The following is a 23855-nucleotide window of genomic DNA, read 5'->3' on the forward strand; positions in this document are numbered from 1 at the left end:
GTCCGGGTCAGCGCGTCTTGACGGCGGCCAGCACGCCGGGCCCGAGTGGGATCACGACCGGCAGCAGGCGCTCGTCGTCGGCGATCAGCAGGGCCGCCTCGCGGGCAGCGGCGGTGGGCGGGTCGGTGCGGGACGGGTCGCCCACCGTGCCGTCGGCGGTCGCGTTGTGCACCACGACGACGCCGCCGTCGCGCAGCATGCGGACCGCCTCGGTCACGAAACGCGGGAGATCCAGCAGCGGGCCGTCGATGAAGACCAGGTCGTACGACGAGTCGGAGAGGCGCGGCAGCACGTCGGTGGGCGTGCCGTTGATGAGTCGTGTCCGGCCGGGCGAGATGTCGGCCCCGGCGAACGACGACCGCGCGGCGCGGTGGTGTTCGGGCTCGGGGTCGATGGTGGTCAGGACGCCGTCGGCGGCCATGCCGTTGAGAAGCCACAGGCCGCTGACGCCGGTGCCGGTCCCGATCTCGGCGACCGCCTTGGCATCCGCGGTACGGGCCAGAAGCGCGAGCAGCGCACCGACCGCAGGGCTCACGGACGTGGCGCCCAGTTCCTCGGCGCGGGCACGGGCGGCGATGACGGCATCGTCCTCGACGATCGCCGACTCGGCGTAGGCGATCAGATCGGGGCCGGCGGACGGGGTTGACTCGGTCACGCGTCGAGGTTAACCGCCGGTCGGGCCAACTCGGACATGGCACGCCGACCTGCGCGAATCCGGGTCGCTTCACATCCTCAGGGAACACTCAGCCGACTCATACGGCGACCACACTCCGGTAGGAGAGGGTAAGGGCGTCCGGTTGACGGTATTTCCGTTCCAGGTCGGTGTGAACGTCGGCCGAATGGGGAATACCCGATCGGTGCGACGTTGTTCCACACGGTGAGTGCTCTGGGTCACCGGGCTGTGTTCACGAGAGAGGAACCGACCACCCACCATGACCGATTCCCGCGATTCCATCGACGACGTGCCTGCCGTTCCGGCGGGCACCGCCGGTTTCGACGCCACCGGCGACGAACTGCTGATGCCGTCATGGGACGAACTGGTACGCGAGCACGCCGACCGCGTCTACCGCCTGGCCTACCGGCTGTCGGGAAACCAGCACGACGCCGAGGACCTCACCCAGGAGACCTTCATCCGGGTGTTCCGATCGCTGTCGAACTACCGCCCCGGGACCTTCGAGGGCTGGCTGCACCGCATCACCACCAACCTGTTCCTCGACATGGTCCGCCGCCGCAGCAAGATCCGCATGGAGGCGCTGCCCGAGGAGTACGACCGCGTGCCGGCCGACACCCCCGACCCGCAGCAGATCTTCGACGCCACCAACCTCGATCCCGATCTGCAGCTCGCCCTCGACTCGCTCGCGCCCGACTTCCGCGCCGCGGTCGTCCTCTGTGACATCGAGGGGCTGTCCTACGAAGAGATCGCCGCGACGCTGGGCGTCAAGCTCGGCACCGTCCGCAGCCGCATCCACCGTGGCCGGCAGAGCATCCGCGACGCCCTCGCCGCCCAGGGGCACACCAGCAGCCGTTCCGTCGCCATCGGGGCGCACAGCTGACATGCCGCTCCGCGTCGGTCGATAGTCGGACGCCTCACCTCGGACAACTCGTCCGCGGAGCCGGGGAACCACGAGTCGACGTGCGTCGTTGTCTGACTCGGATAAGCTGAGACGTTGCGTGCGGGCACGGTCACGCCACATGTGGCGGCACGGTCCGCCGACGGTGAGTACCGTGGCGAACAGACTCGGCAAAGGCTGAAAGCGGATTGCGGCGGACACGTCGTGGAGAGGGGTGACCGACGATGATGGACGGCGATCGCGGGCGTCCGACCCGGGGCGGCGGTGTCGAGCCCCCGACTCCCAATCTTCGTCGTCGGCGATCCTCGTGGAGCGCCGACTCCTGGACTCCGGCCCCCTCGTCGTTCCTGCCCAATCGCGGCTATCGCGCGCCCGGTACCGCCGGCGGACGCCGATTCGCACCCACCGAACATCTCGCCCCCGAGGCGGTTGCCGCCTTCGTCGACGGCGAACTCGGCATGTCGGCGCACGCGCGTGCCTCCCATCACCTCGCGCTCTGCCCGGAATGCGTGGCGGCCGTCGACGCCCAGTCCCTGGCCCGCACCCGACTCCGCGAGTCCGGCCAGGTGTCGGTGCCCGCGTCGCTCCTCGGCGCGCTCTCCCAGATCCCGACCCGCGAGGTCGATCTCGGCTCGGACACCCCGACCGACGGCATCCCCGGCGCCCGCGACACGATGCGCCCGCCCGCGAACCCGCTCATGCGCGACACGGGCCGCGGCCGCAACTTCCGCCGTCGGGGTCGGTGAACGTGGCCGACGGAACCGGACCGCAGGGCGAGGACACCTCGACTCCCGGTGGTGACGCGCAGTTCGCGCGCCGCGAAGAACCCCCGAACACGCAACGCCTGACGCCCGGACGCCCGAGGCACTCTCCGGTGTCGCCGTCGACAGCGCAGGTCTTCGGCCGCCCCTCGGGGGTGCGCGGCTCATTCGCGACAACGCCGAGCAGTCACTCCGCGCCGCAACCGCACGTCGCCGATCCGGACCCGGTGCTCGCCGAGGCCTTCGGCCGGCCGCCGGGTTCCGACGAGACACTGCAGCGCGACCCGCTCGCCTCCTACGGCCAGGCCGAGGACGAGCCGCGGGGCAACGACCCCTGGCGTGATCCGGAGAGCCCGGCGCGGCTCGTCGACCCGGCACTGCCGACCGCGTCGTCGGCGCCGGCCACCGACCCCGGACCCAAGCTCGGTGTTCGGGATGTGTTGCTGGGCAACCGAATCAGTTGGAGCGCGCTCGCGACGCTCGCGATCATCGCCCTGCTCATCGCTCTCGTCGGCGGTCTGATGGGACGCTGGACCGCCGAGGTCGCGGCCCCGCTGACCACCGATTCGGTGGAGCTGTCGACCGACGACTCCGGCGACGGATCGGCACCGCGTTCGTCGGTCGCCGAGGTGGCGCGGGCCGTCGAGAAGTCCGTCGTCGCCATCGACGTGCGCGCGTCCGGGGCCTACTCGACCGGCTCGGGCTTCGTCATCGACAAGGCGGGGTACATCCTCACCAACAACCACGTGATCTCGATGGCCGCGAACGACAAGAGCGCGAAGCTCGAGGTCATCTTCTTCGACCGGCAGCGCGTCGCCGCACGTATCGTCGGCCGTGATCCCAAGACCGACCTCGCGGTGCTCAAGGTCGAGAACGTGAAGAATCCCACCGTCTCGGTCCTCGGTAGTTCCGCCGATCTGCAGATCGGCGAGGAGGTCGTCGCCTTCGGATCGCCACTCGGCCTGAACCGGACCGTGACGAGCGGCATCGTCAGCGCCACCAACCGTGCGGTGGCCCTCACGCCCGACGCCGAGTCCGACACCGATGCGGTCATCGACGCGATCCAGACCGACGCCTCCATCAACCCCGGCAACTCCGGCGGCCCGCTGGTCAACGCCGACGCCAAGGTGGTCGGTATCAACACCGCTGGTCGGCTCGGTGCCGGCGGCGGGTCCATCGGCCTCGGCTTCGCCATCCCGATCGACGAGGCCAAGCCCATCGTCGAGGCCCTCATCCGCGACGGCAAGGTCAACCACGCCCAGATCGGCATCAACGTGAGCTCGGTCCGCAACGAGCGGGTCCTGGGCGCGCAGGTGCGCAACGTGGTGTCCGGCGGACCCGCCGAACGTGCGGGGGTCCGCGAGAACGACGTCGTCACCTCGTTCAACGGACGGCCCATCGAGAGCGCCGACGAGTTGAATGTCGCGGTCCGGACCGCGAAGATCGGTGAGGAAGTCCCGTTCCAGTACTGGCGGGACGGGCGCACGTTCAACGGCACGATCACGCCGCAGAGCGACTGACACCGGGACGAGGTAGATGTTCAGCAGTATCGGATGGGGTGAGATCGCGATCCTGATCGTGGCGGCCCTCGTCATCCTCGGACCCGAACGGCTCCCCGGCGCGGTGTCCTGGTCGATGCAGTCGCTGCGCAAGGTCCGCGACTACGCGACCGGTGCCACCAACCAGCTCAAGGACGAACTGGGGCCGGAGTTCGAAGACCTGCGCAAACCCCTCGCCGACCTCAACGAGTTGCGGGGGATGACGCCGCGCTCGATCGTCACCAAGCATCTGCTCGACGGCGACGACTCGCTGTTCCGGCTGGGTGAGGACGCCACGACCGTCGATCGCAGCACCACCCCGGTGCCGCCGATCAAGCCGGTATCGGCGCCGATGTCGCTCGACAAGAACACCGACACACCTCCGGCCGAGCCGTCCTCGGGCAGCGCGCCGGTCCAGCGCCGGTCGGGTGGCCGTCCCGCCGTCTCCGACTGGGACGCGACCTGACCTGAACTCTCAGGAGTGGCGGACGGTATCGAGCCCGAGGCTCATCCCGGCCAGTCCGCGCTTGCGCACGGCGAGCTTCGCGGCGATCGCGCGCAGCGCCGATCCGGCGGGGGAGTCGGGGGCCGACAGCACCACCGGGACCCCGGCGTCGCCGCCCTCGCGTAGAGCGGTCTCCAGCGGCACCTGTCCCAACAGCTCCACCGGAGCGCCGACCGCACGGGTGAGACGCTCGGCCACCTTCTCGCCACCACCCGAACCGAACGGTTCCATGCGGGTGCCGTCGGGCAGCTCGAGCCAGGACATGTTCTCCACGACGCCCAGGATCTTCTGGCGGGTCTGCAGTGCGATCGCACCGGCGCGCTCGGCGACCTCGGCGGCGGCCTGCTGCGGGGTGGTGACGACGAGGATCTCCGCACCGGGGATCAGCTGTGCGATGGAGATCGCGACGTCGCCGGTGCCCGGCGGCAGGTCGAGCAGGAGGACGTCGAGATCGCCCCAGTAGACGTCGGCGAGGAACTGTTGCAGTGCGCGGTGGAGCATCGGCCCGCGCCAGGTGACCGGGGTGTTGCCGTCGGTGAACTGGCCGATGGAGATGAACCGCACGCCGTGGTTCATCGGTGGCATGATCATCCGCTCCACCTGGGTGGGCTTGGCGTCGCTGCCGAGCATCCGTGGGACGGAATGGCCGTAGATGTCGGCGTCGAGGACACCGACGGTGAGTCCGCGCTCGGCGAGCGCGGTCGCGAGATTGACCGTGACACTGGACTTTCCGACACCGCCCTTACCGGAGGCGACGGCATACACGCGGGTCAGGGACCCGGGCTGGGCGAAGGGGATGACCGGTTCGGCCTTGTCCCCGCGCAGCTTCTTGCGCAACTCGGTGCGCTGCTCGTCGTCCATGACGTCGAGTTCGACGCGGACCGCGCCGACACCGGCGACATCGGCGACGGCTTTCTCCACGCGCTGGGTGATCTCGGTGCGCAGAGGGCATCCCGACGTCGTCAGGTAGATCCCGACGTCGACGCTCGCATCGTCGTTGATCGTGACCGACTTGACCATCCCGATGTCGGTGATGGGCTTGCCGATCTCCGGATCCTTGACCTTGCCCAGAGCGGCGCGAACTGCCGATTCCGTGGGCGCAACTCCTGTAGTCATCTGCTCCAGCGTACCGGCGTCACCGGCAGACCCCGGTGGTGGTCCCGGGGTCGGCCGCGAGGTGACGGATCAGCGGACGGGCACCGGTGTCGTCGCGGGACCGGGCACCCCGGCGCGCGACTGCGGCTGCGGCGTCTTCTTGGTGATCGGTGCCTGCTTCTTGGTCGGCGGCGGTGCCTGCCCGGGCAGGGTGATCGTCGGCAGACAGACGATGAAGCAGTTCTGCGGTGGCGGGGCCGGCTTGCGCACCGAGGGCGACGACGAGGACGGTCCCGACGGCGGCGTGGACGAGGACGAGGAGGAACTCGACTTGCTCTTGCTCTTGGAGCTCGACGCCTTGCGCTTGGCCTCCGGGATCGGGTTGGTCGGCATCACGCCGGTGGCGTAGGCGCCCGCCCAGCCGAGCACGTTCGCCACATACTCCATCGACCGGTTGTACCGCAGGACCGCGGCGACGCGGGTGCCCTCACCCATGATGTCGCTGACCCCGGCGCACAGGTAGCGCCCCGCCGAGTAGGTGGCGTCGAAGACGTTGTTGGGGTCGGCCTTGCCGTCGCCGTTGGCGTCGGAGCCCCACGACGCCCAGGTGCTGGGGATGAACTGCATCGGCCCCATGGCGCGGTCATGTGCGGAGTCGCCGTCGATGCGGCCACCGTCGGTGTCCTTGATGACGGCGTTGCCGGCCAGCGAACCGTCGAGGACGGGACCGGCGATCGTGTTGACCGTGGTGCCGTACTGGTCGACCGAGCCGTTGCTCGCGTGGTTCGACTCGATCCGGCCGATACCGGCGAGGAGAAACCAGGGCAGTTTGCACTGCGGACTCTCGGCGCCGACCCGGTTGGCCGCGAGTTTGTAGGCCTGCAGGACCACGCCGGGGATGCCGAGAGGACCGGAGGGAAGATCGTTCGCGAGCCGGAACTGAGGTGCGGGCAGTGCGGCGGCCGGCTTCTCCGGCGGAGGTGCGAAACCGAGAAGGGTGACCGGTGAACCCGGCACGACGTCGGCGACGACGACCGGTGCCTCGGATCGTTCCGGGGTTGCGGCGGCGAGCACGCCGTGTGCGCTCGACGACGCCGTACCCAAAACCATGGTGCCGACGAGGGCGCCACCGACGACGATGGTCGCGGCCCGGCGGGGGAAGTGCAGGGGACGCTGCGGCCCACGACGGCGCCGCACCAGGTTGAGCGGGCTCACCGACGGCCACCGTCGTGTGCTGTGCGCCCGTTTACGGGGCGGCCCGCCGCCGTCATTCGGCGGTCCACCGCCGGTCCCCGCGGATGACTCGCCATCCGATTCTTCGTTCCCGACTGCACGATCACATGTACTCCGTTGTCAAAACACCACACGTCTGCCCCCGAGGACGCAGTGATTGCCCGCTCCGAGCCACACGGCCTGGAGCCGAGAGCGAATACACCCGACCGGGTCGGTGTCGTGTGACCGACATCCGGTTCCGGCCGAACTGTGACCCACCATACATATTGGGTCTGATGACCCAATGGCGAACTCCGCATTTGCTCGACATCACTCACTTCGTCGCTGAGATGCGGAAAGTTACAGCGGCAAACTCATGTGAGAGAAGTTACTGGAGTGACATAACGATGCGATGTCGAGCGGTCTTTGGACGGGACCGGGTAGACGGTTCGCTCAGTGGAACCGGTCGTCGCCGTCCGCATCGTCCGAGCTGTCTGCCGCGCGCGCGGCGAGCCGTTCGGTCAGCTCGTCGAGGAGGTCGTCGAGTTCCTTGCGCAGATAGTCGCGCGTGACCGTGTCGCCGACGGCCAGGCGGACCGCGGCCAGCTCGCGCGCGAGGAACTCGGTGTCGGCCTTGGTCTGGGCCGACCGCATCCGATCTTCCTCCAGCGCGACGCGGTCGCGGTTCTCCTGCCGGTTCTGGGCGAGGAGGATCAGCGGGGCGGCGTAGGCCGCCTGCGTGGAGAACGCCAGATTGAGCAGGATGAACGGGTAGGGGTCCCACCGGATCGTCACCGCCACCAGGTTCAGCGCGATCCACACGATCACGATGACGGTCTGGATCAGCAGGTACCGCCCGGTGCCCAGGAACCGGGCGACACGTTCGCTGTACATCCCGACCACGTCGGAGTCGAGATTGAACGAGATGGTGCGCCGCGTGCTCGGGACGTCGAGTTTGCGCCCGCCCTGTTCGCTCATCGGATCCTCACCTGCGCGTTGGTGCCGGCCGGCCGGTCGATGTCCTCGGGTTCGGTCTCACGCCAATCGCGCGGCAGGATCTCGTCGAGGAGGTCGTCGACGCTGACGGCGCCGAGCAGGTGGCCGGCCTCGTCGACCACCGGGCCGCAGACGAGGTTGTAGGTCGCGAAGTAGCGGGTCATCGTCTCCAGAGAGTCTTCGGGGTGCAACCGGGCGAGGTCGGTGTCCAGGATGCCGCCGACGAGGTGGGCGGGCGGTTCCCGCAGGAGTGCCTGCAGATGGACGCAGCCCAGGTACTTGCCGGTCGGTGTCGACGTCGGGGGGCGCACGACGAACACGATGCTCGCCGCGGCGGGGGTGAGGTCGGGGTTTCGGACGCGGGCGAGTGCCTCGGCGATCGTCGTCGACGCGGTGACGATGATCGGCTCGGAGGTCATCACACCACCGGCGGTGTCGGGGGAGTGCAACAGCAGGCGGCGGACCGGTTCGGATTCCTCCGGGTCCATCTCCTCGAGCAGGGCCTCGGCCTCGGTGTCGGGCAGCTCGCCGAGCAGGTCGGCGGCGTCGTCGGGGTCCATCTCCTCGAGGATCGTGACCGCCCGGTCGCGGCCGAGCGCGGTGAGCATCGCCTTCTGGTCGTCGGACGGCAGCTCCTGGAGGACGTCGGCGAGCCGTTCGTCGTCGAGCGCGGAGGCGATCTCGCCGCGCCGCTTGGGCGGCAGCTCGCGCAGGGCGTTGGCCACGTCCGCCGGACGCATCCCCTCGAACTGCATCAGCGCCTGGGCGACGCCCTGTCCCGGGAGGTCGAGAGAAGACTGCGTGATGCCCTGGACGCTGGACCATTCCACGACGTGGGTCTCGTGACGCCGGCGCAGTCCGCGACGACCCGCGCGGACGGCCACACGCGACACGACCCAGTCCCGGGTACGCGTGCGTTCGATGCCGAGATCGACCACGGTCACATCGGCGTCGGCGAGTTCCGGGAGGTCGGGATCGGTCACGCGAACCCGCGTGTCGAGGATCTGGCCGATCGCCAGGGCCTCGCCGGGGCGCAGATGCAGCTTCCGGAGGCTCACCGTTCCGGTGTTGAGGGTCACCGCGCGCGGCTCGATGCCGGTCACGCGCAGCATCGGAACGAAAATCCTTCGGCGGGTGGTCAATTCGACGGCGAGGCCGAGCGCGCGCGGTTGCTGACCCGACAATCGGATCGAGATCACCACGTCACGGACCCGCCCGATGGACTCACCGTCGGGACCAAGGACGACCAACCCGACTAATCTGGCCACGAACACCTTGCTCACCGACGACATGGGAGTAAGGGTAGTGCCAACGGTTCGACGAACGTCGTCGGCGACGGTGGATCAGCCGCGACGCCCGTCGATTCACTTCCACAAGGGGAGGTCCCGAAAATGACGAATCCCATGCGCCCGAGCCGGGAGACGCCGGGCCTGCCGACCCCGCCCAAGGGCTGGCCGATCGGCTCCTACAGCACCTACGCCGAGGCTCAGCGTGCGGTGGACTACCTGTCCGACGAGAACTTCACGGTCCAGGACGTCACGATCGTGGGTGTCGACCTCATGCAGGTCGAGCGGGTCATCGGACGCCTCACGTGGGGCAAGGTGATCGGCGGCGGTCTGGTGTCCGGTGCCTGGCTCGGCTTCTTCTTCGGGTGCCTCGTCGCGCTGGTCTTCACCGGCTCGCCGCTGGCGCCGATCATCGCCGGCATCGTGGGCGGCATGGTCTTCGGTGTGATCTCGGCGACGATTCCGTACGCGGCGACCCGTGGACAGCGCGATTTCGCGTCGACGATGCAGCTGGTCGCCGGACGCTACGACGTCCTGTGCGATCCGAAAAGTGCAGAGAAAGCGCGCGACATGCTCGCCCGCCTCACGATGTGAGACTCGAGTCCTAGAGGGACACGGGGCGATCACGATCGGCGGGGGAGTGGCACGCCCATGCCGAATGTGTTGCATGTCACGAATCGCGCCGTATAGCGTTGCACCTCGGACGCTCACGGCGGAGCACCTCGGGTGTCCGCCGCGTACGACATCGAGGAGGCTGCGTGCGGAGCAGGGTCAGCACTGATGATGGAACGGGCCGCACTGGCCGATCGGGGGGTTCCCGGCGATCGGAGGGCGGCCCGCCCGGTTCTCGAACCACAAGTCGCGTAAGGCGGAAGGTCCTCGCGGCGGCCGTCGCCGCGGCGGCGGCGCTTCCCGTGTTGTCCGCGTGCGGCTCGGGATATGAAGCGGGCGTACTGAATTTCTATCCCCCCGCCGACGGCGCCGACACCTTCGCCGCGATCGGCGACAAGTGCTCGGCCGATTCCGGCGGCGCCTACAAGGTCGTCACGACCCCGCTGCCCAAGGGCGCCGACGATCAGCGTCTGCAGCTGGCCCGTCGCCTCGCGGGCAACGACTCCGGGCTCGACCTGATGGGCATGGACGTGGTGTGGACCGCGGAGTTCGCCGACGCGGGCTGGATGGTTCCGGTGCCCGACGCGATGGCCGCGGAGGTCTCGGCGCGCTCGCTCGGCGGCCCCCTCGACACCGCGGTGTGGAAGACGGATGAGGATGAGCGCGAACGCCTCTACGCGATCCCGTTCTCCACCAACACCCAGTTGCTCTGGTACCGCAAGGATGTCCTGGAGGACAAGGTCGACCGCTCCCGTCCCGCCTCGACGTGGGACGGGATGCTCGAGGATGCACTGGTCAGCGGCCGCAACGGCGGACCGACCTACATCATGGTGCAGGGCAGGCAATATGAGGGCCTGATGGTCTGGTTCAACTCGGTGCTCGTCAGCGCCGGTGGCCAGGTCGTCGACCCCGAGAACCCCGACCAGGTGACGCTCAACGACACCCCGGAACATCGCGCCGCCACGGTCCGCGCACTCCGGACGCTCAAGGCGGTGGCCACCGCACCGGGCGCCGACCCGTCGCTGACCAACTCCGACGAGGGGGCGGCCCGCCTGGGCATGGAGAGCGGCAAGGCCCTCTATGAGGTCAACTGGCCCTTCGTGTTCCCCGGTATGCGCGAGAACGCGGTCGCCGGCGCCGTGCCGTTCCTCGACCTGACGAAGTACGCGAACCTGTACGCCGACAGCGCGAATCCGCCGTCCGACCGGGACGTGATCCCGCTCAACCGTGAGATGCAGAAGGTCTTCGACTTCGCGCCGTACCCGGGCTTCGAGGGCCTGCCGACGAAGACGACCCTCGGTGGCATCAACATCGCCGTCGCCAGCACCTCCGAGCAGCAGGACTTGGCCTGGCAGGCCGCCGAGTGCATCACCAGCGAGGCCTCGCAGAAGAGCTTCTCGCTCAACGCGGGTCCGCCGCCGGTGATCGAATCCATCTACGACGACGCCGATTTCCGCCTCGCCTACCCGATGGCGGAGGAGATCAAGCGGCAGCTGCAGCCCGAGCACGCCGCGGTCCGACCGAAGTCACCTGACTACCAGGCGATCTCGACGCTGCTGCAGGCAAAGCTGAGTCCGGTCGGGGCGTGGGATCCGGAGACACTGGTGGACGAACTCGCCGAGGCCGTCCAGAAGGCAATCGACGGGGAAGGGTTGGTTCCGTGACCGACGACAACACACCCGGGCGCAGGCCGAACGGGGACGACTCCGCGGACGAGTCCACGTTCCGCGCGGGCCGTCACGCGCTGCCCGACGATGCCCCGGCCCAGACCGGTCCGATACCGATCGTGGGTGACAACCCTCCGGTCCATTCCGACGAGCTGTGGAAGGCTCCTCCCGGAGGCCGCCACGAGGCATCTTCCGGTTCGAACCCGTCGGCGTCGACATACACCAACCCGGTGGGGGAGAGTCCCGGATCCGTCGGCGTCGCACCGTCATCGGGCGCCGCCACCGCGGTCGCCGAACGACCCCGTGCCGAGGCCGCACCGAAGGCCCGCAAGCGCAGTGAGGGCAAGACCGCCGAGCGGCGACTCGCGTTCTGGCTCGTCGCGCCGGCCGCGCTGATGATGCTGCTGGTGACCGGCTACCCGATCATCTACGCCGTCTGGCTGTCGCTGAACAAGATGAGTCTGTCGGCGCCCGGCGAGCGTGAATTCGTGTGGTTCTCGAACTACGCGACGGTGCTGACCGACAACTACTGGTGGACCGCATTCGGAGTCACCGTGGGCATCACGGTCGTGTCGGTGCTCATCGAGCTCGTCCTGGGCATGGCCATCGCACTGGTCATGCACCGCACCATCTTCGGACGCGGCACGATCCGCACGGTGGTCCTGATCCCCTACGGCATCGTGACCGTGGCCGCGGCATTCTCCTGGTACTACGCGTGGACGCCGGGCACGGGTTACCTGGCGAACCTGCTGCCCGACGGCAGCGCGCCACTCACCGAGCAGTGGCCGTCGCTGGCGATCATCGTCCTCGCCGAGGTCTGGAAGACCACGCCGTTCATGGCGCTGCTGCTGCTGGCAGGTCTGGCCCTGGTGCCCGACGACCTGCTCAAGGCCGCACAGGTCGACGGCGCGGGTGCGTGGACGCGCCTGTGGCGCATCATCCTTCCGCTGATGAAGCCCGCCATCCTCGTCGCGCTGCTGTTCCGCACACTCGACGCGTTCCGCGTGTTCGACAACATCTACGTGCTCACCAGCGGGTCCAACAACACCTACTCGGTGTCGATGCTGGGCTACGACAATCTGTTCGGCGCATTCAATCTGGGCGTCGGATCGGCGATCTCGATCCTGATCTTCGTCTGCGTGGCGATCATCGCGTTCGTGTTCATCAAGGGGTTCGGCACCGCCGCACCGGGTTCCGACGACGAGGGGAGGTAATCCGGTGAATTCGAGCGGAAAAACCAAGGCGTGGTGGTCGATCGCCAACATCCTGGTGATCCTGTACGCACTCATCCCGCTGCTGTGGATCATCAGCCTGTCGTTCAAGCCGGCGTCGAGCGTGACCGACGGGAAGTTCATCCCGAGTGAGTTCACCCTCGACAACTACAAGTCCATCTTCGAGACCAGCGCCTTCACCTCGGCGCTGATCAACTCGATCGGCGTCGGACTGATCACGACCCTCATCGCGGTGATCCTGGGCACCATGGCCGCCTACGCCGTGGCACGCCTGGAGTTCCCCGGCAAGAAGGTCCTCATCGGGGCAGCGCTGCTGATCGCGATGTTCCCGCAGATCTCGCTGGTGACACCACTGTTCAACATCGAGCGTCGACTGGGACTCTTCGACACCTGGCCGGGCCTGATCCTGCCGTACATCACCTTCGCGCTGCCGCTGGCGATCTACACGCTGTCGGCCTTCTTCCGGGAGATCCCCTGGGAGCTGGAGAAGGCGGCCAAGATGGACGGCGCCACCCCCTGGCAGGCGTTCCGCAAGGTGATCGCGCCGCTGGCCGCGCCGGGCGTCGTGACCGCCGCGATCCTGGTGTTCATCTTCGCCTGGAACGATCTGCTCCTCGCCCTGTCGCTGACCTCGACCGAACGAGCGATCACCGCCCCGGTGGCCATCGCGAACTTCACCGGCAGCTCGCAGTTCGAGGAACCGACCGGTTCGATCTCGGCCGCCGCGGTCGTCATCACCATCCCCATCATCATCTTCGTGCTGTTCTTCCAACGTCGAATCGTGGCCGGTCTGACATCCGGCGCCGTGAAGGGATAACCCATGGCAGACATCGTTCTGGACAAGGTCACCAAGCAGTACCCGGACGGCTCCACCGCGGTCCACGGGGTCGACATCGAGATCGGCGACGGCGAGTTCGTCATCCTCGTCGGACCGTCGGGATGTGGAAAGTCGACGACGCTCAACATGATCGCGGGACTCGAGGACATCTCCTCCGGCGAGCTGCGGATCGGCGGGGAGCGCGTGAACGAACGCGCACCCAAGGACCGCGACATCGCGATGGTGTTCCAGAGCTACGCGCTCTACCCGCACATGTCGGTGCGCGACAACATCGCATTCCCGCTGACGCTTCAGAAGCTGCCGAAGGATCAGATCGCCGCCAAGGTCGACGAGGCCGCGCGCATCCTCGATCTCGGGCAGTACCTGGACCGCAAGCCGGCCAACCTGTCCGGCGGTCAGCGTCAGCGTGTGGCGATGGGCCGCGCGATCGTGCGCTCGCCCAAGGCATTCCTCATGGACGAGCCGCTGTCGAACCTCGACGCCAAGCTGCGCGTGCAGATGCGTACCGAGATCGCGCAGCTGCAGCAGCGACTGGGGACCACCACCGTCTACGTGACGCACGATCAGACCGAGGCGATGACCCTCGGCGACCGCGTCGTCGTGCTGCGTGGCGGGCATGTCCAGCAGATCGGCACGCCGCAGGAGCTGTACAACAACCCGACCAACGTGTTCGTCGCCGGGTTCATCGGTTCGCCCGCGATGAACTTCCTGTCCGGACGCCTCGGCACGGACGGCATCGAGACCGCGATCGGCACGATCGCCCTCGACGATCACCGCGCCGTGGTCTCGCGGGCGGGTGACGTCGGAAGCAGCGGCGAGGTTCTCATCGGCATCCGCCCAGAGCACCTCGAGGATGCCTCCCTCGTCGACGACACCACTCGCCGGCAGGGTGCGACGTTCACCGCGAACATCGACGTCCTCGAGTCGATGGGCTCGGACATCTACGCCTATTTCAGCATCGGCAACGGGTCGAACCGGGCGTCGAGCGATGCGCTCGCCGAGCTGTCCGCCGATTCCGGTGCCGACCTCGGGGGCAGCCAGCTCATCGCCCGCCTGTCGCCGGATTCGAAGGTCACCCGCGGTTCGACCGCCGAGCTGTTCTACGACGCCTCGAAGGTGGCGGTCTTCGACCAGAGCTCGGGAGAGTCGCTGCGCCGCCGCTGATCTCCGTCTGCATCGCGTCGCTGCGCGACCACTACCGCCGTCTACGGTCGGAGTGGTCGCGCAGTTCGTCGAAGACCTTCTCGTCCCAGACGTGCCTGCGCACCAGGCGATAGCGTTCGCAGGCCACCCACATGTACAGCTCGGCGTCGCTGGTCAGGTCGTCGCGGATGCCGGCCCGGCGGGCCATTCGGACGACGGGCAGGAACTCCTCACCGAACCAGCGTCGGGCGACCTCGGTGCGACTCAGGAACTCGCCGAGCTCCTGGGAGAGCCGAAAACCCCACGCCTCCACGTTCTCCGCGAGTTCGGCGTAGTCGAACGCGTCGGTCAGCTTGATGGCCTCGGCCTGCGCGCCCTCGAGCGGAACCCGCGACAGGAACAGCCGGCGGTGGTCCTTGAGGATCAGGTCCGACGGTGCGTTGATGCCCTCCGGTGAGATGCGCGTGTGGATCTCGGTCACGTAGGCGTCGATCGTGGTCAGGTTGCGCGCGATGGCGATCGAGACGCGGTGGTGGCCGTCGATGACGAAGTGCATCGACCCGACCCGGTAGAGCTGTACCGGCGGCACCGACTCGCCGCGACGCTGGGCGGCGGCGATCCGCTGCCACCGCTCCCGCATGTGCGACGAGGTGGGACGGAAGTACCGGTCGAAATCCTTGGTGCGGTCGACGCTTCCGACGATCGAGGACACCTCGACGACCTGCAGGCCGATCACGGTCTTGCCCGTGGCGCCGAGCGCGGCGACCACCTCGTCGAAGGGCAGGATGGTGTTGACGTCCGCCGGCTGCCGCATGAACCACTGTGCGAGCCGGGCACGTTCGGCCTGGCGTCGTAGCCGGGCGAAGTCGTATTCGGCGTCGGCCTCGGGGAATCCGGTGTCACGCGCCATGTCTGCGCCTCACGATGTCCACCTTCCGGGTCGCCGGATCGATGTCGAACTGGCAGAACCCCACGACGTTCATCGACGTCGTCGTCTCGCCGATGGGTAGGTCGCGCGGGCGGCTGCCGTAGGGATGGACGTGCCCGTGCACGAGCAGCGTCGGGCGCAATGCGCGGACGAGCGGGTGATAGCAGTCGAAACCCTGATGCGGGGTGTCGTCGCCGTCGCCGACGCCGCGTGCGGGGCTGTGGGTGAGCAGGATGTCGGTGCCGCCCCGGTTCGCCAGGGCCGTTTTCGACAGGATGTTCCCGCAGCGCAGGCGTATCGATCGCAGACGCTGCTGGATGTCGGTGTACTGGTTGGTCCCGCCGTTGTAGCAGCGGCTGCCGCCGAGTCCGCTGATCCGCAGTCCGGCGACCGTCACCGTGCGCCCGTCGGCGTTGATGCCGCCGCACGGACCCGGGTCCTCGGTGGGGAGGCCCGCGCGGGTCCAGCCGGTGCGCCCGCGACGGTAGCCCCGCAGTTCACGGTCGTGGTTGCCGGGAACGTAGACGCACGGTGCGTCGCACAGTGACGACAGGATCTCGAGATAGTCGAACGGGAGGTCGCCGGCGCCGAGGATGAGGTCGGGGCGCCCCTCGATTCCGACGCCGTAGGTGAGAGAGTCCACCACCTCGTCGGCGACCGCCAGAACCCGGACCATTGCTCCAGGCTAGACGAGGGCTCAAATCGGTCGCAGTCTTCTCGGTAGCCTGTCGGACGTGACTGAAGCGGTGACCGACCTCGTCGGGAAACATCTCCGGGATCGGCTGGGCGCCGAACCACAGCGGGCGTCGGTGACGTTCCTCGGCGTCGAGCCCATCGATGTACTGCGATTCGTGCTCGGCGATGAAGCCCCCGATGAACTGGTCTATGTGACGTCCGGTTGCGCACGCCATCCGATGGCGGACCCGACCGATCTCCACGCCGATCCGGTGAAAGGGCCGCGGGCCGAACTCGTGGTCCGGATGCGCGCGGGCTCGCCGCTCCCGGGCCTGCACAAGCGCTTGGCGACGCTGGCGGCCGCGCCGGCGGTCGAGGGACTGATCCTCGACGCCGACGCCCTTGTCGATCTGGGCGAACCGCTGTGGGACGGTGCCACCTGCACCGCGGTGTTGTTGTCCGCCGATGAACTCGGGGAGGTCGAGCTGCCCGACCCGATGGACCCCGTCCGTCTGCTCCGGGCGGTGCCGATCACCGCGAACGAGGCGGCCTGGGTGCGGCTCAAGGGCGCCGACGCTCTTCGCGACGTGTGGCGGGAGGCCGACATCGACGTGACCGAGCCGAATCGGGCCTCGGCCACGCCCGGCTGAGGTTTCACGATCGCTGCCCGCGGGAACGATGCACTGGTGACGCTGACATCCGCATCGCCCGCAACGCCGCGGGCCCCCCTCGCCACCCCCGGGGTCGCCGCCTCTTCGGTCGGCGAGGTCTATCTGCCACAGCAGGACACCGAACTACTCATCGACATGGTGCGTTCGCTGGGCGTGGACGGCAAGAGCGTCCTCGACCTGTGTACCGGTAGTGGTGCGATAGCGATCGCCGCCGCCCGCCGGGGCGCAGCCGAGGTCACCGCCGTCGACGCCTCCGCCGATGCGGTTGCCTACGCTCGCCGAGCGGCGGTGACGGCAGGGGTGTCCATCACCGTCGAACACGGTGATCTGACGCGCCACGTCGGTGAGTACGACGTCGTGACCTGCAATCCGCCCTACGTGCCGACGCCCCCGGTCGACGATCCCCGGTACCACCCGGCGGGACCGTCGCACGCGTGGGACGCGGGCCTCGACGGACGGGCCGTGCTGGATCTCCTGTGCGCGCACGTCCCGACGTTGTTGCGTCCCGGCGGAACGTTCCTGCTGGTGCACTCCGAGTTCGCCGACGAGGAGGCATCGCTGCGGGGTCTTCGGGCCGGCGGTCTGCACGCCGAGGTCGTCTCGGAACGCTTCATCCCGTTCGGCCCGGTCATGACCGCTCGCGCCGGGTGGCTCGAGGAACGCGGACTGCTCGAGCGCGGATGCCGCGTCGAACGACTGGTCGGGATCGCTGCCGTCGCCCCGGGCGAACTGAAGGTCGACGGGAGCCGGTCAGAGGGTCACACTGCTGGTGCGGAGCATTCGGCATGACCCTGGAGGACGTCACCGTGGCGCAGACCGAGAACGGCGCGGGCGCCGAACGCACCGCGGTACGGGTGGTACGCGGGGGACCGGTGCTCGTCGAAGGACCGGTCGACATCGAACTGCCCGACGGCTGTCACGTGCAGTCCGACCGGTTCATGGTGGCCATCTGCGCGTGCGGGCGCAGCAAGAACTACCCGCTGTGCGACACGAGCCACCGCAAGCGCCGCAGGCGCGCAGCGGACTGATTCTCTCGGAATTCCCCTAAACGCCGGGGAAGGCGCTCTCGCCGCGTTCCCACGCACTCATCACGTGCGTCTCGAGCGCGTCTTCCACGAACAAGAACGCGCGGATTCCGAAGATCACGTCGGCCTCGGCACTCGGGTCCTGCCGGACCAGGTCGCCGACGACGTCGGTGCGCAGGATCTGCTCGTGCACCGCGTCGGCCTCGACGTGTTCGCGGTAGAAGTGCCGGCACGCCTCGGGCGCGTGGAGCCGTTCGAGTCCGGCGAGGAGTCGCTGGGAACCGGGCGACGAGGTGATCTCGGTGGCCGCGAGATGACCCACCGCTGCACCGCGGTAGCGACGGTGGAGACCGAAGAGCGACATGAGGTTCACCGGCGTCAGGGCGGCGGCGGGGACGGTGTCGAGGTAGCCGAGGTAATCGGCGGACAGGTCCGACGCGCGGAGCAGGTCGGCGAAGAGCTCCTGGTGGACCGCGCGGCCGCGGCCGCCGCCGAACTCGTCGAACTCGACTGCGACGAACGAAGCCTTGGCCTGCCCGCGGAGTCGTGGGATGGCCCACGCGTGCGGGTCGGCCTCCTTGAGGTGATACAGCGATCGCAGGGCGAACATCTGCCGGTACTGCTCCCAGGTCCCGTTGTCACGGAGGAAGTACGACGCGCCGTCGCCGTCCAGATCCTCGATGCAGAGTTCGTCCATCTCCGACTGCACGGACTGGTTCTCGGCAGCCGCGGGTACGTCGCGGTGGAGGGCGTCGAGGAATCGTCGCTCGAGACCGGCACGCAGGGACAGCAACGCCGGCTGCCACTCCCACGCGACGTCCACCTCGGCGAAACCGACGTAATGCATCTCGTAGGCGATGTACAGGGCCAGCTGGAGGTCGTCCCCATACGGATCGGCGTCGTGCACCACCGCGGGTACATCGGTGACCGATGCCGACTCGGGATCACTGCTCAGCAGATCGATCACGGCCTGGGACAGCGGACCACGTGCCGGAGGCAGCGTCGGGGTGCGAAAGACCCCGGGAGTGGTCGGATCGGCAGCGATCGCCTCAGCTGACACCAGGGTTCCTCCTCGTCGCGGTCCGCGGCCGGGGCACGGCGCGGATCCTCCCCGGAGTATCCGGAAGCGGAAGTGCTCAAACGTGGCGCGCCTGTGACCGTCACCCCAGGATAGGCCGCGTCTACGCGGATCGGACCTCGCCGAGCAGGTCCTTGTCGAGGGACGCCCGCACCAGCGCGGCGGCGAGTACCTCGGGCTTCCCGTCGGCGAGATCCGCGAGACGGCCGGGGTCGTCGGGCAGCCCCAGGTCCTTGGCGGCGGCGCGGGCCCGTTCGTCGAAATGCGGTGCGACCCAATCCCACACGGACTGCACCTCGCGCAGGAAGATGTCGGCGCCGACCGGACCGATGCCGGTGAACTCCTGCAACAGCTTCGCGGCGGCATCCGAGTCGGGCTCGGCCTTCGCGGCGAGTTCGCGGAGATCCCCGTGGTAGTCGTCGAGGACCTTCCGGCCGGCCTCCCCGAGTCGGGTGGCGGTGCTCTCGTCGTAGCGCTTGTAGTGTCCGCGGCCCAACGCGTCGACGAGGCTCTGCCACGACGCCCGAGCCATCTTCTCGGGCGTGCGATACCCGGCGGCGAACAGCTCGCGAGCTGCGGCGACGGCGATGTCGGCGGAGATCCGCGTGCTCAGCAGGAGCGACAGGACCAGGAGTTCGAACAGGGGCGACGGGGTGTCCTTCAGCGCGATCCCCGCGTCCTCGGCGTAGGTCCGTCCGGCGCGCGCCATCAGGGCCGCGACGGTGGCATCGGTGTCGGTAGTGCTCATGCCGAGATGACTACCCGGTGCGGTCACGGGACAATCACGCTCCCGGCGGGTCCGTTCACGTCCGGTCGCCGACAGTCGCGCACCGCGGTTACTTGAAGGGGTTGAGTGTGCGACCGAGGAAGTAGCCGATACGTCCGGGAATGGGGCGCATGGCTGCCGCGGACACCTTGTTGACGACACCGGGGATGCAGACGGGTTTTCCCGCGGAGACCGCAGCCCAACCTTCCCGGACGACGTCTTCGGGTTGCTGCCACAGGAATCCCGGCAGTCGGTCTGCGGCGTCGCGGGTGCCCATGACGTCATGGAATTCGCTGTGGGTGAAGCCCGGACACAGTGCTGTCACGTGGATTCCGAATGGCTTGAGCTCCATGTCGAGCGATTGCGACATGTTCAGCACGTAGCTCTTGATCCCGGTGTAGAGCAGGCCTTCTCCCGGAGGCGACACCGCCGCGAGGGACGACAGGTTCACGATGCGTCCCCAGCGCTGCGCCTTCATGGCGGGTACGACCCGATGGATGAGCTCGGTCACCGCGGTCACCATCAGCTGGAGTTCGGCGGCCACCGAGTCCCAGGGGGTGTCGGAGAACTTCGTCCCGGCGGACAGTCCCGCGTTGTTGACGAGGATGTCGATCGGCATGCCCAGTTCGGCTGCGCGATGGACGATCGCGGCGGGCGCGGCCGGGTCGCTGAGATCGGCCGTGATGATCTCGGCGCGTATCCCGTGTTGCCGATGGAGTTCGGATGCCAGCTCGGCGAGTCGGTCCGCGCGTCGCGCCACCAGGATCAGATCGTGGTCCTCGGCGGCGAGGTGTCGGGCGAAGGCGGTTCCGATTCCCGCGGAGGCGCCGGTTACCAGGGCGGTGCGTCGACGATCGTTCACGGTCATCGCGGGTCTCCTAAGTGGCGGTCGAGGAAGCCGATCTGGTGGTCGATGATGGTGTCGAAGTACGGATCGAGATACGGCTCGAAATGGGCGCAGTCGTAGGTGTGGACTTCACCTTTCGGAATCCGACGGGCGACGGCCTGCGCTTTGTCGATCGGTGTGACGTCGTCCCTCGTGGCGAGCTGGACCAGCACCGGGACATCGATGTCGGCTGCGTGACGGCCGGGGGAGTAGAAGGGCACCCGCAACGCGATTCGGGCGGCCACGTCGTTCTCCGCAAGCAGTTCCTCACGCATGTCTCCCATGCGTTCGACCTGCTCGTAGGCGCCAGGCGAGGTCATCATCGCGATGTCGCCGGGGCGCCCGACGGCAGCCATGCGGTACGGCGGCCGTCCCGTCCATGCCCGGACCTGATCGCGTACTCCGGCGAAGATCAGGCGGCTCACCAGTGCCGGCGACTGGGAGAACGCCGATGCGGGCCCGCTCACGTGCGGCACCTGGACGATCGCGGCGGCCAGATCGCGGTCGCGGGCGGCCAGTCTCAGGACGTGACCGCCGGCGAAGGACGTCCCCCACGCCACCACTCGGCCCGTGTCCACGCCGTCGAGACCGCGGACGTAGGCGATCGCGGCATCCCAGTCGGCGTGCTGCTTGGCGATGTCGAGAACGCGACGCGGTGAACCCTCGCTCGCACCCCAATGGCGGTAGTCGAAGACGAGCGCGGCATAGCCGGCCTGGGCGAACCGCGCCGCGTACGCGTCGAGGCGCAGCTCCCGGAATGCGGCGAAACCGTGTGCGAGGACGACGATCGGAGGGTTCTCGACGCCATCGGGTCGGTAGAGCCAGGCGGCGCACCGGGAGTCGCCCGAACGGAACGTGACATCGGACCGGACGTAACTGAACTGACGTGACATGGGTAAACCTTCGCCGAGTATCTTGAATGGTGTTCAACAAGATAACAGCGTCTTGAATGGCGTTCAAGAGGATCTGTGGAGGTGACTTTTTCCGTGGCGCGGAACAAGAGGCCGCAAGCCGCCGACGAGAAGCGCGACGAGATAGTCGCCGCCGCGCGGAATCTGTTCATCGAGGGCGGATACGAGGCGACGTCGATGAACAGGTTGGCCAAGGAGGCCGGCGTCGCGGCCAACACGATCTATTGGTACTTCGACGACAAGGACGATGTACTCGTTGCGGTTCTGTCGGCCGTGATGGCCGACGTCTGGCCCATGTATCAGGCGGTGTCGGATGAGCCGATCGCCGCTCGGGTGCTGTGGATCGTGCAGCGGTTGACCGAGATGCGTGGTCTGGTGACGACGGTGCATGCCCGCGTACCGCATTCACCGGCGGTGGCGGAGTGGCACAACAACTTTCACCTGCTCACCGGCAGTCTGTTCCGGGCCGAGTTGGAGGCGGCGGGTGTCTCACCGGAGACCGTCGACGCCGAGGTGATGATCGCCGTGTTCACCGTGGAGGGGTTGTTGATGCACGCGCGGGACGAGAGTGAGCAACGCTCCGTGTGCGAGACGCTGGCCTCTCGGTGGCCGTCGACCACCGGTTAGGCCACGGCACCGTCGGTAACCGGTGATCCTGGGGCACTTTCAGAGCCAGTGACTGCGACGGAAGACCACGAACAGGGCGACGCACGTCGCGACCAGAAGGCCGAGGACGAGTGGATAACCCCACGGCTGATGCAGTTCGGGCATGTGGTCGAAGTTCATGCCGTAGATCCCGGCGACCATCGTCGGCACCGCGGCGATCGCGACCCACGCCGAGATCTTGCGCATGTCGGTGGTCTGCTGGATGCCCACCTTCGCGGCCCCGGCCTGCAGCATGGAGTTCAGCAGCTCGTCGTACTCCAGGACCCGTTCGATGACGGTCGTGAGGTGATCGGCGACGTCGCGCAGGTGTCGTCGAACCTCCTTGGGCACCAACGGGTTACCGCTCGCGGTGAGGGTCTGGAGCGGCGTCGAGAGCGGGGTGACCGCGCGCCGGAGTTCGAGCACCTCGCGTCGCAGAAGATAGACCGGGTCGATGTCGAGCCAGCGATTCTGTCGGCTGAACACCGATTCCTCGATGGCGGCGACGTCGACGTCCATGCGGTCGGTGACCGCAAGGTAGCTGTCGACGACCTTGTCGGCCACGGCGTGCAGGACCGCGGTCGGGCCGAGGGCGAGTCGTTCGGGCCGGCTCTCGAGATTCCGTCGCATCCCCGACAACTCGGTGTGCTCACCGTGGCGCACCGTGATCACGAAATCGGGCCCGGCGAAGACCATGATCTCGCCGGTCTCCACGACCTCGCTGGCCATCGCCATCGACTCGTGTTCGACGTACTGCACCGTCCTCAGCACCAAGAACTGCGTGTCGTCGTACACCTCGAGTTTCGGCCGCTGATGCGCGTGCACGGCATCCTCGACGACGAGCTCGTGCAGGCCGAAGGTCGTGCCGACGTCGGTCATCTGGGAGTCATCGGGGGAGTGCAGGCCGACCCAGACGAAACCCTCACCGGATTCGCGGACCTGCGCCAGCGCGTCGCGGTAGGAGATGTCGCCCGGCTGGCGGTGGCCGTTGAGATAGACCGCGCAGTCGACGACGGCGCGCGACACCGGGGCCCGGTTCTTTCCCGCGGGCGCCGCGGTGTCACCGCGCGGAGGGAGACCGCGCGGACCGGACCGAGGGATCGTCGCCACGCCTGCCGATGGTACCCGCGGGGCCCGGGCGTGCCTCCCCAGTAGGATTCGGCCGTGCCTTTCGACGTCACCGTGTACACGACCACGTTGATCACGCTGATCGTCATCATGGACCCGCCGGGACAGATCCCGTTGTTCCTCAGCCTGGTCGGCCAGCGGTCGCCCGAGTACCGGCGGCGCGCGGCCTGGCAGGCACCCCTCGTGAGCCTCCTGGTGATCAGCGTCTTCGCGATCGGCGGCAAGGCGATCCTGAACTATCTGCACATCGGCATCCCGGCGCTCCAGGGCGCGGGCGGACTGCTCCTGCTGCTGGTCGCGCTGCAACTCCTCACCGGATTGGGCAACGCCGGCAACCCGAAGGCGTCCGACGACGTCAACGTGGCGCTCGTGCCGCTGGGCACCCCGCTGCTCGCCGGACCGGGCGCCATCGCCGCGGTCATCGTGCAGGTCAGCAGCGTCGACGGGGAGGCCGCCGGCTACCTGGCCATCGCGGCCGCGATCATCAGCGTGCACATCGTGGTGATGCTGGTGCTCCGGTACTCGACGGTTCTGATCCGCGTACTCGGCGTCGGCGGTATCACCCTGCTGGCCAAGATCGCCGGTCTGCTGCTCGCCGCGATCGCCGTCCAGCTCATCGCGAGCTCGATCATGGGCTTCATCGCCGAGGGTGTCTGAAGCCAGTGGGCCAGAACAGATGACGGCGC

At 68.2% G+C, this 23855-nt stretch carries 26 protein-coding genes; 14 read left to right on the forward strand and 12 right to left on the reverse strand.

Annotation, left to right across the window (positions count from 1 at the left end):
• Window positions 1–7: 7 nt before the first annotated feature.
• A complete protein-coding gene (locus PWF70_RS08615; RefSeq protein WP_286352923.1) occupies window positions 8–655 on the reverse strand; it encodes an O-methyltransferase in 648 nt (215 codons plus the stop codon).
• 277 nt (window positions 656–932) lie between these two features.
• Here PWF70_RS08615 and sigE point away from each other — a divergent pair, with 277 nt between their 5' ends.
• The 4 genes from sigE to tatB all read left to right on the forward strand — a co-directional run bounded on the left by sigE (window position 933) and on the right by tatB (window position 4336).
• Window positions 933–1553: an RNA polymerase sigma factor SigE gene (gene sigE, locus PWF70_RS08620; protein WP_006360467.1), complete on the forward strand. Its 621-nt coding sequence runs from the start codon at window positions 933–935 to the stop codon at window positions 1551–1553.
• Window positions 1554–1795: 242 nt separating this feature from the next.
• Window positions 1796–2317: a hypothetical protein gene (locus tag PWF70_RS08625; protein ID WP_286352924.1), complete on the forward strand. Its 522-nt coding sequence runs from the start codon at window positions 1796–1798 to the stop codon at window positions 2315–2317.
• Window positions 2314–3852, forward strand: a complete 1539-nt coding sequence (locus PWF70_RS08630; RefSeq protein ID WP_006360469.1) for a S1C family serine protease — start codon at window positions 2314–2316, stop codon at window positions 3850–3852. Before PWF70_RS08625 ends, PWF70_RS08630 begins: the two co-directional genes overlap by 4 nt.
• 16 nt (window positions 3853–3868) lie before the next feature.
• Window positions 3869–4336, forward strand: a complete 468-nt coding sequence (tatB, locus tag PWF70_RS08635; RefSeq protein ID WP_035750740.1) for a Sec-independent protein translocase protein TatB — start codon at window positions 3869–3871, stop codon at window positions 4334–4336.
• Between the two features lie 9 nt (window positions 4337–4345).
• On the opposite strand, the gene PWF70_RS08640 is transcribed toward tatB, so the two are convergent.
• The 4 genes from PWF70_RS08640 to PWF70_RS08655 all read right to left on the reverse strand — a co-directional run bounded on the left by PWF70_RS08640 (window position 4346) and on the right by PWF70_RS08655 (window position 8970).
• The gene (locus PWF70_RS08640; protein WP_006360471.1) at window positions 4346–5491 is read right to left on the reverse strand and encodes an Mrp/NBP35 family ATP-binding protein; all 1146 of its coding nucleotides are present in this window, start codon (window positions 5489–5491) and stop codon (window positions 4346–4348) included.
• Between the two features lie 69 nt (window positions 5492–5560).
• Window positions 5561–6685 carry a lytic transglycosylase domain-containing protein gene (locus PWF70_RS08645; RefSeq protein ID WP_006360472.1) on the reverse strand — a complete coding sequence of 375 codons (1125 nt, stop codon included), beginning with the start codon at window positions 6683–6685 and terminating at the stop codon, window positions 5561–5563.
• Between the two features lie 450 nt (window positions 6686–7135).
• Complete coding sequence (locus tag PWF70_RS08650; protein ID WP_075862878.1) at window positions 7136–7660, reverse strand: DUF1003 domain-containing protein; 525 nt, start codon at window positions 7658–7660, stop codon at window positions 7136–7138.
• A complete protein-coding gene (locus PWF70_RS08655) occupies window positions 7657–8970 on the reverse strand; it encodes a magnesium transporter MgtE N-terminal domain-containing protein (RefSeq protein ID WP_006360474.1) in 1314 nt (437 codons plus the stop codon). The genes PWF70_RS08650 and PWF70_RS08655 overlap by 4 nt, the downstream gene beginning before the upstream one ends.
• A gap of 99 nt (window positions 8971–9069) precedes the next feature.
• Here PWF70_RS08655 and PWF70_RS08660 point away from each other — a divergent pair, with 99 nt between their 5' ends.
• The 5 genes from PWF70_RS08660 (at window position 9070) to PWF70_RS08680 (ending at window position 14477) form a co-directional block, all read left to right on the forward strand.
• Window positions 9070–9558, forward strand: a complete 489-nt coding sequence (locus PWF70_RS08660) for a YflT domain-containing protein (protein ID WP_006360475.1) — start codon at window positions 9070–9072, stop codon at window positions 9556–9558.
• A 320-nt stretch (window positions 9559–9878) separates the two neighbouring features.
• Window positions 9879–11240, forward strand: coding sequence for an extracellular solute-binding protein (locus PWF70_RS08665; protein WP_075862879.1), 1362 nt, complete (start codon window positions 9879–9881; stop codon window positions 11238–11240).
• Window positions 11237–12457: a carbohydrate ABC transporter permease gene (locus tag PWF70_RS08670; protein ID WP_075862880.1), complete on the forward strand. Its 1221-nt coding sequence runs from the start codon at window positions 11237–11239 to the stop codon at window positions 12455–12457. The genes PWF70_RS08665 and PWF70_RS08670 overlap by 4 nt, the downstream gene beginning before the upstream one ends.
• 4 nt (window positions 12458–12461) lie before the next feature.
• Window positions 12462–13292, forward strand: coding sequence for a carbohydrate ABC transporter permease (locus tag PWF70_RS08675; protein ID WP_006360478.1), 831 nt, complete (start codon window positions 12462–12464; stop codon window positions 13290–13292).
• Between the two features lie 3 nt (window positions 13293–13295).
• Window positions 13296–14477 (forward strand): ABC transporter ATP-binding protein, encoded by a 1182-nt coding sequence (locus PWF70_RS08680; protein WP_006360479.1) that lies wholly within the window; start codon window positions 13296–13298, stop codon window positions 14475–14477.
• Between the two features lie 31 nt (window positions 14478–14508).
• On the opposite strand, the gene PWF70_RS08685 is transcribed toward PWF70_RS08680, so the two are convergent.
• Together PWF70_RS08685 and PWF70_RS08690 are read right to left on the reverse strand one after the other, a co-directional pair.
• The gene (locus PWF70_RS08685) at window positions 14509–15366 is read right to left on the reverse strand and encodes a chromosome partitioning protein ParB (protein WP_006360480.1); all 858 of its coding nucleotides are present in this window, start codon (window positions 15364–15366) and stop codon (window positions 14509–14511) included.
• Window positions 15356–16060, reverse strand: a complete 705-nt coding sequence (locus PWF70_RS08690) for a metallophosphoesterase family protein (RefSeq protein ID WP_006360481.1) — start codon at window positions 16058–16060, stop codon at window positions 15356–15358. Before PWF70_RS08690 ends, PWF70_RS08685 begins: the two co-directional genes overlap by 11 nt.
• A gap of 58 nt (window positions 16061–16118) precedes the next feature.
• On the opposite strand from PWF70_RS08690, the gene PWF70_RS08695 reads away from it, so the two are divergent.
• From PWF70_RS08695 to PWF70_RS08705, 3 genes are read left to right on the forward strand one after another with little or no spacing between them, the layout of a single operon-like run.
• Entirely contained in the window at window positions 16119–16709 is a 591-nt protein-coding gene (locus tag PWF70_RS08695; RefSeq protein WP_035750747.1) for a suppressor of fused domain protein, read from the forward strand.
• A gap of 36 nt (window positions 16710–16745) precedes the next feature.
• A complete protein-coding gene (locus tag PWF70_RS08700; RefSeq protein WP_006360483.1) occupies window positions 16746–17519 on the forward strand; it encodes a HemK2/MTQ2 family protein methyltransferase in 774 nt (257 codons plus the stop codon).
• Window positions 17516–17758 carry a CDGSH iron-sulfur domain-containing protein gene (locus PWF70_RS08705; protein WP_042377586.1) on the forward strand — a complete coding sequence of 81 codons (243 nt, stop codon included), beginning with the start codon at window positions 17516–17518 and terminating at the stop codon, window positions 17756–17758. Before PWF70_RS08700 ends, PWF70_RS08705 begins: the two co-directional genes overlap by 4 nt.
• A 16-nt stretch (window positions 17759–17774) precedes the next feature.
• Here the strand turns inward: PWF70_RS08705 and PWF70_RS08710 are convergent, their stop codons facing one another.
• From PWF70_RS08710 to PWF70_RS08725, 4 genes are all read right to left on the reverse strand, one after another.
• Window positions 17775–18815 (reverse strand): iron-containing redox enzyme family protein, encoded by a 1041-nt coding sequence (locus PWF70_RS08710; RefSeq protein WP_006360485.1) that lies wholly within the window; start codon window positions 18813–18815, stop codon window positions 17775–17777.
• Window positions 18816–18936: 121 nt separating this feature from the next.
• On the reverse strand, window positions 18937–19581 hold the full coding sequence (locus tag PWF70_RS08715) for an HhH-GDP family DNA glycosylase (protein WP_006360486.1): 645 nt from the start codon (window positions 19579–19581) through the stop codon (window positions 18937–18939).
• A gap of 88 nt (window positions 19582–19669) precedes the next feature.
• Window positions 19670–20467 carry an SDR family NAD(P)-dependent oxidoreductase gene (locus PWF70_RS08720; RefSeq protein ID WP_006360487.1) on the reverse strand — a complete coding sequence of 266 codons (798 nt, stop codon included), beginning with the start codon at window positions 20465–20467 and terminating at the stop codon, window positions 19670–19672.
• Complete coding sequence (locus PWF70_RS08725; protein WP_035750751.1) at window positions 20464–21378, reverse strand: alpha/beta hydrolase; 915 nt, start codon at window positions 21376–21378, stop codon at window positions 20464–20466. The genes PWF70_RS08720 and PWF70_RS08725 overlap by 4 nt, the downstream gene beginning before the upstream one ends.
• Window positions 21379–21471: 93 nt before the next feature.
• Between PWF70_RS08725 and PWF70_RS08730 the strand changes: the two genes are divergently transcribed.
• Window positions 21472–22023: a TetR/AcrR family transcriptional regulator gene (locus tag PWF70_RS08730; RefSeq protein WP_006360489.1), complete on the forward strand. Its 552-nt coding sequence runs from the start codon at window positions 21472–21474 to the stop codon at window positions 22021–22023.
• Between the two features lie 39 nt (window positions 22024–22062).
• On the opposite strand, the gene PWF70_RS08735 is transcribed toward PWF70_RS08730, so the two are convergent.
• Window positions 22063–23151 carry a magnesium and cobalt transport protein CorA gene (locus PWF70_RS08735; protein ID WP_035750754.1) on the reverse strand — a complete coding sequence of 363 codons (1089 nt, stop codon included), beginning with the start codon at window positions 23149–23151 and terminating at the stop codon, window positions 22063–22065.
• Between the two features lie 54 nt (window positions 23152–23205).
• On the opposite strand from PWF70_RS08735, the gene PWF70_RS08740 reads away from it, so the two are divergent.
• A complete protein-coding gene (locus tag PWF70_RS08740; protein ID WP_006360491.1) occupies window positions 23206–23826 on the forward strand; it encodes a MarC family protein in 621 nt (206 codons plus the stop codon).
• Window positions 23827–23855: the final 29 nt, after the last annotated feature.

The organism is Gordonia sp. Swx-4 (assembly GCF_030316175.1).
Lineage (GTDB): Bacteria > Actinomycetota > Actinomycetes > Mycobacteriales > Mycobacteriaceae > Gordonia > Gordonia alkanivorans.